Below are 16,536 nucleotides of genomic sequence, written 5' to 3' on the forward strand. Positions count from 1 at the left end.
GAGTTTCCTATCTTTATGAATAAAGTTTGACTATGAAATTTAAATTTGAAGATTTAATTATTTGGCAAAAAGGAATGGATTTAGGCGAAGACATGAACACGTTGTCTCGCACTTTTCCTAAAGAAGAACTTTATAATTTGTCTTCTCAATTAAAAAGAGCAGCAGATTCTATTGCTTTAAATATTTCAGAAGGTTCAATTTTACAATCAGGTCCAGAGTATAGAAAGTTTTTAGGGTATTCTATTCGTTCGGTAGCCGAAGTTGTTACGTGTTTACATAAAGCAAAAAGAAGAAACTATTTAAAAGAAGAAGATTTTCAAAAATATTACAAAGACTGTTTTGATATTATGAATATGACTATAGCCTTTAGAAACAAGATAAAACATTAAAAAAAAACAGGTATAAGGATGAGTATGCAACTTCAAGCTTCCAACTCCTTGCTACAAACTATTTAATTATGACACTAGAACTCATCGTATTTATTGGCGCTATACTATTCGGAATCTTCTTGTATTGGAGAGAGTCCAAAGGCAATGGATTATACCGTTTTTTTAATAAAATAATTAACTCGAAAGAACTTCAAATGAAACCTCATGATAAAACGGGTTTTGTGTATCAGCAAACGTTTTTATTACGACTCGTTTTTGTTGGCTTCCTGTTTTTAATAGGCATTGTAATTGTTCGTTTTTTAATACCTATCGATATAGCTACGATATCCATTTTTGCATCCATGATTGTTGGTACTTTAATAGGTACGTATTTAGCAAATTTCATTTTTAAATCTAGCGCGGTAATCGATGAAAAAAGTGACTCGATTGAAGATATGGTTCAAGAGACATTCGAAAAGGGAAAAGACTTTATTGAAGATTTAAAAAACGAAAAACCAAAAGTAATTAAAGAGGCTAAAAAAGAAATTGCTAACGAGCCAAAAGTAGAGGAGAAGAGTGCGAGAGAGCGTTTAAAGGATAAAGGATTGCTTTAAGTTGGCAGTATACAGTTTCAAGCAATAAGAGTTAAGAATAAAAAAAATAAGTTTAATTAATAAAATACAGTTGCCCTAACTGTTTGTTTGCTCCCTTTGGGAGGATTAAGGAGGGTCTCATTATGATTAAAAACTACTGGAATAAAGGAAAGAAACAAAAAACAATAACCATTATTGGAGCATTAGTTTTATTAATAGCGTTGTTTGTTTTAAGAGACGACTATCAACCTGCTTTATTATTTGTTAGAAAATTTATTTTTATCATTCTACTTAGTGGTATTGTTTTGTTTTTAGGGTTACGAAAATTCAGGAATTCACCAACAACAGGAGGTCGATTAGGTATTTTAGTCGTGTTACTTGTATTTTTTGGAATTTTTTACGCTGTAGGTTGGCATTTTAAAATGTACGATTACATGAAAACTTACAATGTATTTAATAACCTAAATAAAACAGAAATTCACGAGTTACCATTAACGCAAAACGAGCGCATCCAACCGCTTCGTAATGTGTTTTCTATGGCTAACGAAAGTGTAGGAGAAACTAAAGATGTATCCTTACCACATTTAGTTAGAATTGGAAACGAGAATAAATGGACCATGGCCATTCAGCCTACAGAAAAATATATGTGGCAAGGAATGACAGATAATACCGAAGAAGTTTTTGCCGTATCGAGCACCACTCCTTTTCCTAGATTTTCTAGCGAGAATCGCATTCCGGTAACATTTTCTATTGGCGAATCTTTAAAATTTAGTCGAAATACATATAACGCCGTAGTGCAACGTTTCAACTTTTTTCAACTGTTTAGCATGGAACCTAGCGATACCTATTACATGAAAAATGATTCTGGTAAATGGGTGCAAGTAGTGAGTTTAATAAAATGGAAGGGCTTCCTTTTTCCTTATCCAACCTTTGGTGGTGTTATGGTAATTGATAGTGGCGAGCACGATTTTAATGACTATATTGAGCGTATTTTAATTGGAAAAGGAACCTATGTTAGTCCAGAAGACATGAATAAGTATCCATTTTTAATTGGACAAAATACACTAGCCGAAAAAGTATCAAGATTACAAGCCGAATCCTTAAAATTCTTAGGCGGATTTAGCGATCCATTACCATGGAATATGGAGACCGCCGTTAAAATTCCAAACTTGGCAGACGATCAAAACCAGCAACCTTTTGTAACCGATTTTAATTTTACAGATACCAATACAAACGCCTATAGTGGATTGTACCACTGGTTTGGTTTAGAGCCTGTTGGAAACGAAAGAACAAGTTTAACTTACAGTGTATTTGTGCCCGCCGACGGAAGTAACAATTTTTACTATTACGACCATGCATCAAAAAAAGAAGGCTATGCAGGTGTTTCTGCTATGCCTTTAAAAGTTATTGAATCTCGTAAAGAATTTGATTGGTCGGTTAACAAACCGGTAGAATTTAGACCCTATATAAAAGATATTGCAGGTAGAAAACGATTGTTTTTTCTAGGAACAATTTCTGCAATTCGCGAAGGCTCAGATAATTTTGATGGTTCGGCAACTCCAGATTTGGCTTTAGTTGATAGCGAATATCGAGATGTGGTTTGGATTGATGTTAAACACCCAAGTCAATGGGATAAAACAGTGTACGATCAATTAAATGAAGCATGGCGTTCCAGCGAAAAAATCGGGTATTATTATGCCGAAGAAACAAAAACTATCGATATGGTTGAGCAGCCTAAAGATACCATAAATGTTATACCTCAAATAGATAAAAAAGCCGAAGAAATAGCGAGATTACAAAGACAACTTGATTCTTTGAGGGCGTCTAATAATTAGCATGTCACTCTATTCATTTTTCTATTCAAAGAATATAACTTCTAGGGCGTTTATAGAAATAGACCCTATGAATTTTCATTGTGACGATATTGGACTTTATACATTTACTAAATATCATGATTTTGAATATAATCATGTATCGCTTACAAATAAAGTGTCTTGGGAAGAGTTACTTTATGAAACATTGGATGTAACCCTATTAACTTTACTTTCCAAAAGAGAAATTATTGTAGAAGTTGTTAATTATAATGAGATATTCTGGTCAGGCTTTTACAAGCATAAAAAACGAAAGTTTTTAGTTAAAAAAGGAGTTGATATTAAAGAAGCCGATTTCTTTTCTAAATTAATTTTAAATGCATTAACTAAACTATTAAAAAGAACTCAAGAAGAAGTGCTTTTTCATGAACTTATAACCGAAATTTTTAATGATATTATTGGGCAATACGAAAGATATTTAAAACCAGATAAAAACATGTTGCTTCAAATTTTAAATCTTTATACTAAAAAATATGAATGGTTAAGATTTAAAGAAGACTTTAATATGTTTGGTCCTTTGTCTAAATATAAAATAGAAATTGAAACGATATATATTCCGAAATTAAAAATGCAATTTGATGATGTGAGGACGTTTAGAAATACATCCTTAAAAGGTAACGTACCATATGCTCAATTAAGACGAAGATTAAGGGATGTTATAGCGTTTAATAAGACCATTAGATATAGCTTATATAGTGGAGGAGATACTAGATATAATAATGGATTTAATTTTGTTATTCCTACAAACTATTAAAATGTTAAGCGTCAAAAAATCACATATTTTGTGGTGTTATTTTTCGTACCTTCATAGCTCTAAATTTAGGTATTATGAAAAGCACTCTTTTTATTTTTTTGTCTCTCTTTATTTTATTGTCTTCATGTAAAGATAACGAACCTCTAAAACCACATGTTTCGCTTGAAGCGCCCGTGGCTAAAAAAGTTCCTAAGGAATTAACGGTTCATGATCACACACGTATTGATGATTATTTTTGGATGCGTTTAAGTGATGACCAAAAAAATGCTGAAACACCAGACGCTCAAACTCAGGATGTATTAGATTATTTAAATGCAGAGAATAATTACCTAAAAAAAGCCATGGCACATACCAATGGCTTACAGGAAAAGTTATACGATGAAATTGTTGGTAGAATTAAGAAGGATGACGAGTCGGTTCCTGTAAAGGATAATGGTTATTCCTATTACAGAAAGTTTCAGGAAGGTGGTGATTACCCATTATTTTGCAGAAAAAAACTTGAAGATGGTGACAATGAAGAAATTATGCTTAATGGTCCAGAACTTGCTAAAGGGCATTCGTATTTTGGGTTTGGTTCGCAGTCCGTAAGTCCAGACAATAAAATGCTTGTATTTGGTATTGATACGGTTTCAAGACGACAATACACACTTCATTTTAAAAATTTAGAAACAGGAGCGCTTTTAAAGGATAAGCTTGATAATACTGGAGGTAGTGCGGTTTGGGCGAATGATAATAAAACCATTTTTTATACTACTAAAGATCCTAAAACGTTGCGTCAAAACAAAATTGTAAAGCATGTTATTGGTACTAATCAATCTGAAGACGAAGTGGTTTTTGAAGAAAAAGACGATACATTTGCCTGCGCTGTTTCTAAAACCAAATCTAAAGCCTATTTAGCAATAGTAAGTTATCAAACTTTATCGACAGAGTTTAGAGTATTGGATGCTAATTCGCCCAATGGTAAGTGGAAGGTTGTTCAGCCAAGAGAAAAGAATTTAGAGTATAATTTAGAACATTACGGAGATCATTTTTACATTAGAACAAATAAGGATGCAAAAAACTTTAAATTAGTTAAAACACCGGTAAATAAAACAGAAAAGGAACATTGGGTAGATGTAATACCGCATAGGGAAGACGTGTTTCTTCAAGGGGTGGAAATTTTTAAAGATTTTTTGGTTATTGAAGAGCTTAAAGGTGGTTTAAGGCATATTGGAGTAAAAGAATGGAATGGTAACGAGCACTACTTAGCATTTAATGATCCTGCTTATCTAGCCTATACAACTTCTAACCTCGATTTCGATACCAATTTATTGCGTTATAATTATAGCTCATTAACGACACCCAATAGTACCTATGAATATAATATGAAAACGAAAGAACAAGTGTTACTAAAACGAGAAGAAGTTTTAGATGATTCGTTTTCTACTGAAAATTATATCTCCGAGCGTTTAGAAGCTACCGCAAAAGATGGAACCAAAATACCGGTATCTATAGTGTATAAAAAGGGCATAAAAAAGAATGGACAAAACCCGCTATTGCTTTATGCCTATGGATCTTATGGTAGTAGTACAGAAGCATCATTTAATTCATCGCGTTTAAGTTTGTTAGATAGAGGTTTTATTTATGCTATTGCTCATGTTAGAGGCGGGCAAGAAATGGGTAGAGACTGGTATGAAAACGGTAAATTATTAAAAAAGAAAAACACATTTACAGATTTTATTGATGTTGGAAAATATTTAATCAAAGAACAATACACAGAAAGTAAACATTTATATGCTTTAGGTGGATCGGCAGGAGGATTGTTAATGGGAGCCGTTTTAAATATGGAGCCTAATTTATGGAATGGCGTAGTAGCAGCAGTTCCTTTTGTTGATGTCGTTTCTACAATGCTAGATGAAAGTATACCGTTAACTACTTTTGAATTTGATGAATGGGGAAACCCAAAGGAAAAAGAATATTATGATTATATGCTTTCCTATTCGCCTTACGACAATGTTAAGCCTGTTAACTATCCAAACATTTTAATTATTACGGGCTATTGGGATAGTCAAGTACAATATTGGGAACCAGCAAAGTGGATTGCTAAGTTACGAGACTTAAAAACAGACAACAATTTATTGGTTATGGATTGCGATATGGAAACTGGTCATGGTGGTGCTTCCGGTCGTTTTCAACGGTATAAAATGCTAGCCTTATATTATGCATTTATGTTAGATTTAGAGGGCGTTACGGAATAGTTACAACACAAGTTCCATTTTAATATCGCAACGTTTATAAGGACAATTAGGTTCTACCGGAATTTCTTTAAACCCATACTTTTTGTAAATATAAATAGCGTTTTCAAGCTTTCTACTAGAATATATAATAAGTTTTGGTATGTTGTTTTGTTTTGCAAAATTAATGCAATGTTGCATGAGTTGCTGTCCAATTTTTTGCCCACGATAATTTGGAGATACGGCCATTTTTGTTAATTCGAAGCTATCACTATTTTCAATGGGCATTAAGGCTACAGTTCCTATAATTGCATTATTAGCTTTAGCAAAAAATATATGTCCGCCTTTGTTTATAATGTATTTTTCTGGGTTACTTAACACCTCTTCATCGTAAGGTTCAACATAAAAAAAGGTTTTTAGCCATTCTATATTTAAAGTATAAAAATCTTTAGCATATTGATTTTTAAAAGGTATAATGGTATGCATTGTATTTTGTTTTTATCAAATTAGGTTTTGGGCAATACACGTTTTGTTATGCTAAAAGTAATCTTTTCTGGCATTGCTTCATAGCTATTTCCACTTCATAAAAGGATTAAACACATTAATTATTAAATCGATTTTAAAATTCACCAAACATGTATTATTAATATAATTATGGTAATTAATGGTTTAACAAAATTTTAAGTTTACATGTTAAAGTCTTGTAAAATAAGGATTTGGATTCTTTAAAAGCATAAAATAATGCCTATGTTTTTAGCATTTCATTTTAAGCAACATCTAAACGAACTAAGTAATCGTATATCTAACAAATGCAGGTTATCATATTAATATGTTAGCTTATTAAGGACTAAAAACAGGATTTGTTTAATAACATAATTAGAGTAGTTTTGTTAAGTAGAACCTAGATTAGCCTTATAAAATGAATTTTGAATATTGAATGTACATCATAATTTATTTTAGGCATTTTAAAGCAAATTAAAATAGACTTAAAAACATTAAAACAAGAATTTATGGAAAATAACAAAAGTAATACAGGACTTAAAGTAGGTTTAGGAATAGCGCTAGTTTTATTTTTAGCGACGGGTTTTTATACTATGAATTTATATAGCAGTAGCAAAAAAGTTCAGAATGAACTATCTGAAGAAAAGCAGTTAGTTATGAACGATTTAAATGCAATGGCAAAGCAATATGACGATGCTATTGGCGAGAACGAAATTTCTAATGGTAATTTAGTTGAAGCAAGAGCACGTATACAAGGTTTAATTGATTCTTTAAAAATATCTGAAACCAACGTAAAGAGCTTGTGGAGATATAAAAATAAATATGCATCATTACAGAAAGAAATGGACGTATTGTTGGCTCAAAATGATTCCTTAAAAGTTGAAAATTCATATTTGGCAACATCTTTAGATAGCACACGTGTTCGTTTAGAAGAGCGTACTATTTTTACAGATTCATTATTAGTTCAAAATAATGCATTAGCGGAAGTGGTATCTAACGCAGCAATTTTAAATACTGTAGGTTTAAAAGGCTTTGGAGTTATTGAAAGAACTTCTGGAAAATTAATACCAACTGAAAGAGCAAGAAGAGCAGATAAAATTAGAGTATGTTTTACAGTAGCTAAAAATACTTTAGTACAAGCTGGAGACGAAGAATTATATGTACAAGTTATAGATCCTAAAAGCAATATTTTAGGTTTAAACGAGCAAATTACTTTTGGTGAGAAAACTTTAAACTACAGTATAGTTAGCAAGTTTAACTATGAAAATGCTAGTCTCAATGTTTGTGAGTTTGTTACTTCTAGCACAGATTTTGAAAAAGGACGTTACATAGTAAACGTTTTTAATGAAAAAGATTTAGTGTCTAGCTCAGAGTTTACTTTAAAATAATCCATTGCATCCCTATAAAGTGAAAAAGCCTCAAACGTAAAGTTTGAGGCTTTTTTTATTCAATAATGTTTATATATATTTGAGGCATATTCTTTTTAATAAAAGGATAGTTAACTAACCAACCAAAAAAGACAGGAGAATTAATTCACCTGTCTTTTTTTATGAGATTAAAGTATTCTATTTATTATTTAAGTCCGCCAACCATATCTTCTGGTTTTACCCAAGCATCATAATCTTCGGCAGTAACATAGCCTAAATTAACAGCTTCTTCTTTTAATGTTGTACCATTTTTATGAGCAGTATTAGCAATTTCTGCAGCTTTATAATACCCAATTTTTGTGTTTAATGCGGTAACAAGCATTAAAGAGTTGTTTAAAAGTTTGGTAATCACTTCTTGGTTAGGTTCTATTCCAGCAGCACAGTGTTCTTCAAAACTAGCGCAGGCATCACCAATTAGTTGTGCAGATTGTAAAACATTAGCAGCCATAACAGGTTTAAAAACGTTAAGCTCATAATGTCCTTGCATACCACCAACCGAAACAGCTACATCATTACCCATAACTTGAGCGCAAACCATAGTTAAAGCTTCACATTGTGTCGGGTTTACTTTTCCTGGCATAATAGAACTTCCTGGTTCGTTAGCAGGAATAATAATTTCACCAATACCAGAACGTGGTCCAGAAGCCATCATTCTAATATCATTCGCTATTTTATTTAATGACACAGCCAATTGCTTTAAAGCACCATGAGTTTCTACTAAAGCATCATGTGCCGCTAAAGCTTCAAACTTATTGGGAGCCGTAATAAAAGGTAACCCTGTAAATTCTGCTATGTATTCTGCAACACGCTTACTATATCCTTTAGGCGTATTTAAACCTGTACCTACAGCAGTTCCACCAAGTGCCAATTCACTTAAATGTGCTAAAGTGTTTTCAAGAGCTTTTAAGCCATGATCTAATTGTGCTACATAACCAGACAACTCTTGACCAAGTGTAAGTGGCGTGGCATCCATAAGGTGCGTTCTACCAATTTTCACAACGTTTTTAAAAGCTTCAGATTTACTTTTTAAAGTATTTCGCAATTTTTTTACGCCCGGAATAGTAGTTTCAACAATTTTCTTGTAAGCTGCAATGTGCATACCTGTTGGAAATGTATCGTTAGACGATTGCGATTTATTTACATCATCATTAGGTTGAATTGTTTTTTCGCCTTCACCTATAACTTTACCAGCTATTTGGTGTGCTCTATTAGCAACAACCTCGTTAACATTCATGTTACTTTGCGTTCCCGAACCCGTTTGCCAAATTACTAAAGGGAATTGGTCGTCATGCTTACCTTCTAAAATTTCATCACACACTTGTGCAATTAAATCGCGCTTTTCTATTGCCAATGCACCTAATTCGCAATTGGTATAAGCAGCAGCTTTTTTTAGGTATGCAAAACCATAAACTATTTCTAGTGGCATGGATGCTGAAGGACCTATTTTAAAATTATTTCTAGAGCGTTCAGTCTGTGCTCCCCAAAGTTTATCGGCAGGCACTTTAACCTCGCCCATAGTGTCTTTTTCAATTCTGTAACTCATTTTAATAATGCTTAAATTATGAAATGCTAAGGTAATTCATTTATGGTATTTTTAAAGCTGATTTTTGTTAGTTTTTAACATATAAATAACGAATTTAATTATCTAATAAGGTTTAAATCTATTAATTTAGTAGGATTAAAAATTAAGTTTAAATTTAAAACATAAATAATATGGCAACAATTAGATTAGGAGATGAAGCTCCAAATTTTACGGCACAAACCTCTGAAGGTGAAATTAATTTTCATAAATGGCTGGGGGATAGCTGGGGTATTTTATTTTCTCACCCAGCAGATTATACGCCTGTTTGTACAACAGAATTAGGTACTGTTGCGAAGTATACCGAAGAATTTAATAAGCGAAATGTTAAAGTAATGGCGTTAAGTGTTGATGGTGTAGAGTCTCACCATGGCTGGATTAAGGATATTAATGAAACTCAAAATACGACTGTTAATTTTCCAATTATAGCAGATGAAGACGGAAAAGTTTCTGAACTTTATGACATGATTCATCCAAATGCTGATAGTAAACTAACGGTACGCTCTGTTTTTGTAATAGGTAACGATAAAAAAGTTAAATTAATAATTACTTATCCGGCATCTACGGGTAGAAATTTTGATGAGTTATTACGTGTTATTGACTCTTTACAATTAACGGCCTATCATAAAGTAGCTACACCAGCTAACTGGAAACATGGTGAAGATGTGGTAATTAGTCCTGCCATTTCAACTGCTGATGCTAAAAACATCTTTACTAAAGGGGTTAACGAAATTAAGCCTTACTTACGTATGACGCCTCAACCTAATTTAGATTAGTTAAAAACTCTGTTAATAATTTTCAACTTGATATTGTTTAAAACAAACCTTTGCATTATCTTTGTCAGGTATTTATAAAAGACAATTACAATTATGTTTGATTTTGACCAGTATTTAGGCTTTTTAGCATTTTTAGGCATTTTAACTTTAGGGTTTTGGTTAATGATTTTTTTATTAACTTTTGTTATTCCTTATTGGATAGGAGGTTCTATAATTGAAAGATTAAAGGAAATTAGAGAAGAAAAGAAGGCTAAGCGTCATGCTTAAAACATTAAATTAATATATAAAAAAAAGGGAAACTAATTTAGTTTCCCTTTTTTTATGCCTTGTCTTTTTATAATTAAAAATCCATATCGTCATCTCCGTCATTGTTTCTGCGCTCGTTACGCATTTTTTGTTGATTGAATCTATATCTAAATGATAAATTTATTTGACGTTGTCTGTATTGTGATTCATTATAGCGTTCAAAAAACTCGGTAGTTGTTAAAGTTTTTCTTTTTCTTGAATTAAACACATCTCTTGCGTTTAACGAGATAGTAGCATTATCATTAAGTATTTCTTTACTAAACGCTAAGTCTAAGCTAAAAATACCTTTGTTGTACGATTGGGCATCTTGACTAGCACCACGGTAGTTGGCATTGGTTTGCCAATCGATTTTTCCTGGTAAAGTAACCTTGCTACTAAAACGAGCAAACCAACTTGTGTTTTTAGCTCCATAATCTACACCATTAAATTCTCCTATAGTTTTAAATTGAAAAACATTGAAACTACTATTTAATCTTAACCACTTATTTGGGTTATATAATACCCCAAATTCTCCACCAGTTCTCGCATTAGAAGATAAATTTACAGGTATGGTTCTTATTATATCAATACCATCGGTGGTTTGTTGGCCTGTGTTTTCTTCAACGCGCTCAAAAGAATCAGTTTCATATTGATAATAAATAGAAGAAGTTAAAGTTAACTTATCCCATCGTTTTAAGTAACCAATATCGAAAGCACTTGCAAATGCTGGACGAAGGTTAGGGTTTCCTTGAAATACATTGGTTCTACTAGAACGCGAAGGAAATGGATTTATAAAATAGCCTCTTGGTCTATTTATACGTCTGTTGTAGCCTAATGTAATGCTTTCTTCTGTTTCAGAATCGCTTTCACCAATGTTATATATTAAGTTTAGGGTAGGGAATAGGCCAAAGTAATTGTTGTTAAAATCGGTGTCAATAGGAAAACCAAAAGCTTCCTGTAGCTCAGTATCACTTAATCTAGAATTAATATTACCCTTAAGTTGTGTGTTTTCTAAACGTAAGCCAAGAAGAAAAGAAAACTTACCATACTTAGTACCATATTGAGAATATAATGCATTTATGTTTTCGGAGTAATCAAATACATTTGTGATGGTATCGTTTATAAAATAAGTGCCATCGCTAATGTCTTCTTGTTCTAAAATATAATCTTTGATTTCGTTTTTAAAGTTACCTCTATAACCTGCTTCAAATCTTGCGTTTTCCCCGATTGGAAGCACGTAATCTAACTGTAATAAATATTCTTTTTCGTCTTCAATCTCATTTACTATTTCTTCCTGTATAGCGTCTGGATTGGTTTGGTTGGTTAAAAGATAATCTTCGTTTATGCTTGTTAATTGTTCTTCTGAACCTTTTTCGTATTGTAAATCGGCTGTTAATTCGTGGCCTGCATCATTAAATTTAGTAATGTAGTTTAATGCCAGTTGGTAGTTATTACCTGCCTCATCTTGTTTCTCTTTTCTGAGGGTTTGCTCTAGGAGATTATCATTTTTATATCTGTCACTAAAGTTTTCAGATAAATCGGCATCTTCACCATATCTATAAAAAACACTTCCTGTTAACGACGTTTTTTTAGATAGAAAATATTCCATACCTAAACTTGCATTATAATAACGGTTAATACGAGTAACATCTTGATCTTCTATAATTCTTTCAAATTCTGGGGCAACGGTATTGCCATCAACTAATTTATCAAAATACTCCGTATCATTAAAACTGTTTCTAGGGGAGTCGTAATATCTAAATCCTAGGTTTGAAAATAAATTAAACTTTTCTGTACGGTAGTTTATATTTGCCGAAACTCCCGCTGTTTCAGGGATTCCTGCTGTTAAATTTAAAGAACCATTAAAACCTAAGGTTTCTTTTTGACGTAGAATAATATTTAAGATTCCTGCGGTACCTTCGGCATCATATCTGGCTGATGGTGACGTTATAACTTCAACACGCTCTATGGCTTCTGCTGGTAATTGGCTTAAAACGTTGGTGTCTCCAAAGCCTGCCATAGCAGATGGTTTTCCGTTAATTAAAACCCTTACATTTTCGTTTCCTCTTAAACTAATTGAGCCTTCAATATCAACAGCAACCGAGGGTACATTATTTAAGGCATCACTTACTGTTCCGCCAGCAGTTGTAAGGTCTTTACCTATGTTGTATATTTTTTTGTCGAGTTTTATTTCAACCGTGGTACGTTCCGCAATAATTTCTACTTCACCTAAAGATTCAGCGTCAATTTCAAGCAGAAAACGTCCAATATTTTCATGTTTTGTTATTTGCCTATCGGTTAACGTTATTGTTTTATAAGAAATATATTCAATAGAGATATCATATACTCCCGTTGGTACAGGTATTTTAAAACTTCCTTTAGTATCTGTAATGCCACCAGTTACTATTTTGTTTTCAGTTTTACTAAAAAAGGCTAATGTTGCATATTCTAGTGGGAGGTTTGTTTCTTTATCTAGAATAACTCCAGAGATGTTAACATCTTTTCCTTCTGATTTTTGAGCAAATGAAAATTGGGTGAAAAATAGTACTGATATTAGTAGTAAATAGTTTTTGAGCATGAGTTACCTTTAGAAAATTTGACTACAAATTTAACTTAAGGTTTAATGGTAATAGGTTAAAGTTATGTTAATGCTCTTACAGATTTAGTCTATAAAATAGTTGAAATTAATTCTGTTGGTCTGCCAATAACTGCTTTATCTCCATTAATTACTATTGGGCGCTCTATTAGCTTAGGAAATTGCACCATGGCAGCAATTATTTCTGAATCACTTAGGTCTTTATTTTTAAAATTTTCTTTCCAGATAGCTTCGTTTTTTCTAACTAAATCTATGGGTTTGATATTAAGTAACTTAATGATGTTTTTTAACTCTGAAACAGTTGGAACATTGTCAAGATATTTAACAACTTCAAAAGGTTTTCCAGATTCTTCTAAAAGGACTAATCCGTTACGCGACTTGCTACATCGGTTATTGTGATATATTTTTATCATTATATATTTATATTAAAGGTTTTTAATTGGTGAAGAAGTTTTTCTGGAGTTTCAAAATGAATGCCATGAATTCCTAATGTTTTGGCGGCTTCAATATTTCTTAGATTATCGTCTATAAATACAGACTTTTCAGCACTAATGTTAAAACGCTCTAAAGTTAAGGTATAAATATCCTTAAAAGGTTTTCTAGTTTTTTCTTCTCCGGAAACTAAAATGCCTTCAAACCATTGTAAAAACTCAAAACGCTTTAAAGCAATAGGGAAGGTTTCAGCACTCCAATTAGTTAAAGCTACTACTTTATAATCATTAGACGCTATACATTTTTTTAGGATGTCTACAGTACCCTCAATGGCACCACCTAACATGTCTGGCCAACGCCCATAAAATAAACGAATTTCTTTCTCGTATTCAGGAAAAAGTGCAACTCTATCTTCGGTAGCTTGAGCAGTAGGATAGCCAGCATCTTGATTTTCGTTCCAATCGCTAGAGCAAATGTTATCTAAAAACCATTTTGTTTTCTCTTGATTGTTATTAAAAACATCTAAAAAGACATATTCTGGATTCCAGTCAATTAAAACTCCACCAAGATCGAAAATTATAGTATCTATTTTACTCATAATTGGTTATCGTCTTCAACTTTTTGCCCCATAGCCATAAGATAAGCCTTTAAAAAGGCGTCTATATTGCCATCCATAACAGCATCAACATTTCCAGTTTCGTGAGCCGTACGCACATCTTTCACTAATTTATAAGGATGCATCACGTAGTTTCTAATTTGACTACCCCATTCAATCTTCATTTTTCCGGCTTCGATATCCTCACGTTGTGATAGTTGTTTTTGTAACTCAATTTCATACAACTGCGATTTAAGCATTTGCATAGCTCTAGACCTATTGTCGTGCTGAGAACGGGTTTCGGAACATGAAATTTGAATACCAGAAGGTTTGTGGGTAAGTTGTACTTTGGTTTCTACCTTGTTTACATTTTGTCCGCCGGCACCACTTGAACGTGCTGTTGTAATCTCAATATCTGCAGGGTTAATTTCAATTTCTATAGTATCGTCTACTAACGGGTAAACATATACCGATGCAAAACTTGTATGGCGTTTTGCATTACTATCAAAAGGGGAGATGCGCACTAAACGATGTACACCATTTTCTCCTTTTAGCCAACCAAAGGCAAAATCGCCTTCAATTTCTAGGGTTACCGTTTTTATGCCGGCAACATCACCTTCTTGAAAGTTTAATTCTTTTACTTTAAAACCGCTTTTTTCTGCATACATTAAATACATACGCATTAGCATACTTGCCCAATCGCAACTTTCGGTTCCACCTGCACCAGCAGTAATTTGCAAAACGGCACTTAAGCTATCGCCTTCTTCAGAAAGCATGTTTCTAAATTCGATATCTTCAAGTAATTCTAAGGCTTTATTGTATCGCTTTTCAACGTCTTCTAATGTTGCTTCATCTTCTTTGAAAAACTCGTAGATGACTTCAAGGTCTTCAATAAACGTTTTTAAGTCTTTGTAATCTTGCACCCATTTTTTCTTCACACGAAGTGATTTCATAATAGCCTCAGCAGCTTTTGAATCATTCCAGAAATTAGGGTCGAAGGTTTGTTCTTCTTCGTTTTGTATTTCTATAAGTTTAGCATCTATGTCAAAGATAGTGCCTAAGTTTGTCGAGGCGGGTGTTTAGATCTTTAATTTGATCTGTTGTTATCATGTTTTTTTATTTTAAACAAAAATAGAAAATAAGGTGACAATTTATTGAATAAAGCAAAATGAATTCTGTTTTTACAGATAAAAGAAATTAATAACCCTTTGAAGAATATTTTTGATAACGGGTAAATAAAGATGCAAGTTTGTAGGCGCAGATAACTCTTGTATATCGTATTATTGCCCATTATTAATAAGCTTTATATTTACTGATTAAAACGATGTTTTTTTTCGTAATAACTTAACCTGAATATTTTATAATTACTATGAGTTTTAAAGAAAATAGAGATTTCTTTTTTGACCTTTTTGAAAGTCAGGTAATTCCGGAACCTATAGATAATATTGTGCATGTAGAGCAGCAAGATAAAGTGCTTTTAAGTAATATTGATTCAAATGAATTAATAAAGCAAAAGGGGTATTTTTCTTTAAAATCGATTCCAAGGTATTTAGTTCCGTCATTTAATGTTCATTATAAAACGAAACGAATAACTCAATTTCATCAAGGTTATTCTATCAAAATTGATGGAGATTATACTTCTGTTGATCCTTATGTTACGGCTCAATTTAAGAAAAAAGCTAGAGAAATTAGGCGCTATGTTAAACGCTTAGAAATGTGTTTTGACATTAATTATAAGATGCATGTTGGTACGATTTCGAAAAAGGAATATAATCAATTATTTGAAGCACTTCGCGTAATGCTTCAAGAGCGATTTATACAGAAAAAAGAGATAAATGATAGGTTATTGGAGTGGGATAGACTTTATAAGATGTTTTTTGCCCTTATAAATGAAAATAAAGCTTCTATTTTTGTTGTTTACGAGTCTGGTAAACCCATATCTATTTCCTTAAATTATATTTTTGGAGATTTTTATTTTAATGCCATAGCATCTTACAATTTAGATTACTCCAAGTTTGGACTAGGGAATGTAATTATCTATAAACAGCTAGATTGGTGTATAACCAATAAATTTAAGCATTACGAAATGGGTAGGGGAGATTATGACTATAAGAGAAGGTGGAGTAATCAAATTTATATCTTAGATCATTTTTTAGCAATTCCGAAGAAAACAAATTTCACATCAGCTTTAGCCTTTAAAATTGAAAGTGTTAAAATTCAGTTTTTTGAATTTTTGCGTTCTAAAAAGTTAAATCTGATTTATAATAATATAAAAAACAAACTACATTTTTTAAATAAAGAAAAACTAGAACTAGAATATCGTTGCAGTGCTTTTAATGACATGGAAGCTCTAAAAAGCATGGAAGTATTAAATTATGAGCAAAATGATTATTTAAAATTGTTGAAGCCTATTAACGACTTTTTATTTTCTAATTCAGCTCATAAAAGTATATTAAAAGTGTATAAAACGCCAAATAAATCAGAATTTGTATTGGCAATTAAAAATAAGTTTCAAAAAGTTAACTTGTTATAAATCAAGCCTGTTT

The 16,536-nt window shown here is 32.2% G+C and carries 15 protein-coding genes; 9 read left to right on the top strand and 6 right to left on the bottom strand.

The features are described 5' to 3' along the window. Positions 1-32 precede the first annotated feature (32 nt). The 5 genes from HNQ90_RS08380 (at position 33) to HNQ90_RS08400 (ending at position 5,823) form a co-directional block, all read left to right on the top strand. Positions 33-389: a four helix bundle protein gene (locus HNQ90_RS08380; RefSeq protein ID WP_144115973.1), complete on the top strand. Its 357-nt coding sequence runs from the start codon at positions 33-35 to the stop codon at positions 387-389. 68 nt (positions 390-457) lie between these two features. Further along, positions 458-982 (top strand): hypothetical protein, encoded by a 525-nt coding sequence (locus HNQ90_RS08385; RefSeq protein ID WP_144115972.1) that lies wholly within the window; start codon positions 458-460, stop codon positions 980-982. A 122-nt stretch (positions 983-1,104) separates the two neighbouring features. After that, positions 1,105-2,796: an energy-coupling factor transporter transmembrane component T family protein gene (locus tag HNQ90_RS08390; RefSeq protein ID WP_144115971.1), complete on the top strand. Its 1,692-nt coding sequence runs from the start codon at positions 1,105-1,107 to the stop codon at positions 2,794-2,796. Between the two features lie 67 nt (positions 2,797-2,863). Next, a complete protein-coding gene (locus HNQ90_RS08395) occupies positions 2,864-3,586 on the top strand; it encodes a hypothetical protein (protein ID WP_144115970.1) in 723 nt (240 codons plus the stop codon). Positions 3,587-3,660: 74 nt separating this feature from the next. Continuing rightward, the gene (locus HNQ90_RS08400; RefSeq protein WP_144115969.1) at positions 3,661-5,823 is read left to right on the top strand and encodes a S9 family peptidase; all 2,163 of its coding nucleotides are present in this window, start codon (positions 3,661-3,663) and stop codon (positions 5,821-5,823) included. On the opposite strand, the gene HNQ90_RS08405 is transcribed toward HNQ90_RS08400, so the two are convergent. After that, positions 5,824-6,285 carry a GNAT family N-acetyltransferase gene (locus HNQ90_RS08405; protein WP_144115968.1) on the bottom strand — a complete coding sequence of 154 codons (462 nt, stop codon included), beginning with the start codon at positions 6,283-6,285 and terminating at the stop codon, positions 5,824-5,826. Between the two features lie 524 nt (positions 6,286-6,809). Between HNQ90_RS08405 and HNQ90_RS08410 the strand changes: the two genes are divergently transcribed. Next, positions 6,810-7,688, top strand: coding sequence for a chromosome partitioning protein ParA (locus HNQ90_RS08410; RefSeq protein ID WP_144115967.1), 879 nt, complete (start codon positions 6,810-6,812; stop codon positions 7,686-7,688). A gap of 184 nt (positions 7,689-7,872) precedes the next feature. Here the strand turns inward: HNQ90_RS08410 and fumC are convergent, their stop codons facing one another. Further along, the gene (gene fumC / locus HNQ90_RS08415; RefSeq protein ID WP_144115966.1) at positions 7,873-9,270 is read right to left on the bottom strand and encodes a class II fumarate hydratase; all 1,398 of its coding nucleotides are present in this window, start codon (positions 9,268-9,270) and stop codon (positions 7,873-7,875) included. Positions 9,271-9,440: 170 nt separating this feature from the next. Here fumC and HNQ90_RS08420 point away from each other — a divergent pair, with 170 nt between their 5' ends. Together HNQ90_RS08420 and HNQ90_RS08425 are read left to right on the top strand one after the other, a co-directional pair. Beyond that, positions 9,441-10,082: a peroxiredoxin gene (locus HNQ90_RS08420; protein WP_144115965.1), complete on the top strand. Its 642-nt coding sequence runs from the start codon at positions 9,441-9,443 to the stop codon at positions 10,080-10,082. 93 nt (positions 10,083-10,175) lie between these two features. After that, the gene (locus HNQ90_RS08425) at positions 10,176-10,349 is read left to right on the top strand and encodes a hypothetical protein (protein WP_172625840.1); all 174 of its coding nucleotides are present in this window, start codon (positions 10,176-10,178) and stop codon (positions 10,347-10,349) included. A 73-nt stretch (positions 10,350-10,422) separates the two neighbouring features. Here the strand turns inward: HNQ90_RS08425 and HNQ90_RS08430 are convergent, their stop codons facing one another. The 4 genes from HNQ90_RS08430 to prfB all read right to left on the bottom strand — a co-directional run bounded on the left by HNQ90_RS08430 (position 10,423) and on the right by prfB (position 15,100). After that, positions 10,423-12,945, bottom strand: a complete 2,523-nt coding sequence (locus HNQ90_RS08430; protein ID WP_144115964.1) for a TonB-dependent receptor — start codon at positions 12,943-12,945, stop codon at positions 10,423-10,425. 89 nt (positions 12,946-13,034) lie between these two features. Then, positions 13,035-13,376 (bottom strand): arsenate reductase (glutaredoxin), encoded by a 342-nt coding sequence (gene arsC, locus HNQ90_RS08435; protein ID WP_144115963.1) that lies wholly within the window; start codon positions 13,374-13,376, stop codon positions 13,035-13,037. After that, positions 13,376-13,993: an HAD family hydrolase gene (locus HNQ90_RS08440; protein ID WP_144115962.1), complete on the bottom strand. Its 618-nt coding sequence runs from the start codon at positions 13,991-13,993 to the stop codon at positions 13,376-13,378. The genes arsC and HNQ90_RS08440 overlap by 1 nt, the downstream gene beginning before the upstream one ends. Beyond that, positions 13,990-15,100 (bottom strand): peptide chain release factor 2 gene (gene prfB / locus HNQ90_RS08445; protein WP_144115961.1). Its coding sequence is split into 2 segments (ribosomal slippage): positions 13,990-15,036 and positions 15,038-15,100, totalling 1,110 coding nucleotides; the frame shifts between segments, so codons are not numbered across the junction. Before prfB ends, HNQ90_RS08440 begins: the two co-directional genes overlap by 4 nt. Positions 15,101-15,359: 259 nt before the next feature. Between prfB and HNQ90_RS08450 the strand changes: the two genes are divergently transcribed. Next, positions 15,360-16,523, top strand: coding sequence for a GNAT family N-acetyltransferase (locus HNQ90_RS08450; protein WP_144115960.1), 1,164 nt, complete (start codon positions 15,360-15,362; stop codon positions 16,521-16,523). Positions 16,524-16,536 lie beyond the last annotated feature (13 nt).

It is taken from the genome of Algibacter amylolyticus (assembly GCF_014202225.1).
GTDB lineage: Bacteria > Bacteroidota > Bacteroidia > Flavobacteriales > Flavobacteriaceae > Algibacter_B > Algibacter_B amylolyticus.

Bases quoted from the DNA above. Each gene is read 5' to 3' on its own strand.
- HNQ90_RS08380 (WP_144115973.1), top strand. From the start codon at position 33: ATGAAATTTAAATTTGAAGATTTAATTATTTGGCAAAAAGGAATGGAT.
- HNQ90_RS08385 (WP_144115972.1), top strand. From the start codon at position 458: ATGACACTAGAACTCATCGTATTTATTGGCGCTATACTATTCGGAATC.
- HNQ90_RS08390 (WP_144115971.1), top strand. From the start codon at position 1,105: ATGATTAAAAACTACTGGAATAAAGGAAAGAAACAAAAAACAATAACC.
- HNQ90_RS08395 (WP_144115970.1), top strand. From the start codon at position 2,864: ATGAATTTTCATTGTGACGATATTGGACTTTATACATTTACTAAATAT.
- HNQ90_RS08400 (WP_144115969.1), top strand. From the start codon at position 3,661: ATGAAAAGCACTCTTTTTATTTTTTTGTCTCTCTTTATTTTATTGTCT.
- HNQ90_RS08405 (WP_144115968.1), bottom strand. From the start codon at position 6,285: ATGCATACCATTATACCTTTTAAAAATCAATATGCTAAAGATTTTTAT.
- HNQ90_RS08410 (WP_144115967.1), top strand. From the start codon at position 6,810: ATGGAAAATAACAAAAGTAATACAGGACTTAAAGTAGGTTTAGGAATA.
- fumC (WP_144115966.1), bottom strand. From the start codon at position 9,270: ATGAGTTACAGAATTGAAAAAGACACTATGGGCGAGGTTAAAGTGCCT.
- HNQ90_RS08420 (WP_144115965.1), top strand. From the start codon at position 9,441: ATGGCAACAATTAGATTAGGAGATGAAGCTCCAAATTTTACGGCACAA.
- HNQ90_RS08425 (WP_172625840.1), top strand. From the start codon at position 10,176: ATGTTTGATTTTGACCAGTATTTAGGCTTTTTAGCATTTTTAGGCATT.
- HNQ90_RS08430 (WP_144115964.1), bottom strand. From the start codon at position 12,945: ATGCTCAAAAACTATTTACTACTAATATCAGTACTATTTTTCACCCAA.
- arsC (WP_144115963.1), bottom strand. From the start codon at position 13,376: ATGATAAAAATATATCACAATAACCGATGTAGCAAGTCGCGTAACGGA.
- HNQ90_RS08440 (WP_144115962.1), bottom strand. From the start codon at position 13,993: ATGAGTAAAATAGATACTATAATTTTCGATCTTGGTGGAGTTTTAATT.
- HNQ90_RS08450 (WP_144115960.1), top strand. From the start codon at position 15,360: ATGAGTTTTAAAGAAAATAGAGATTTCTTTTTTGACCTTTTTGAAAGT.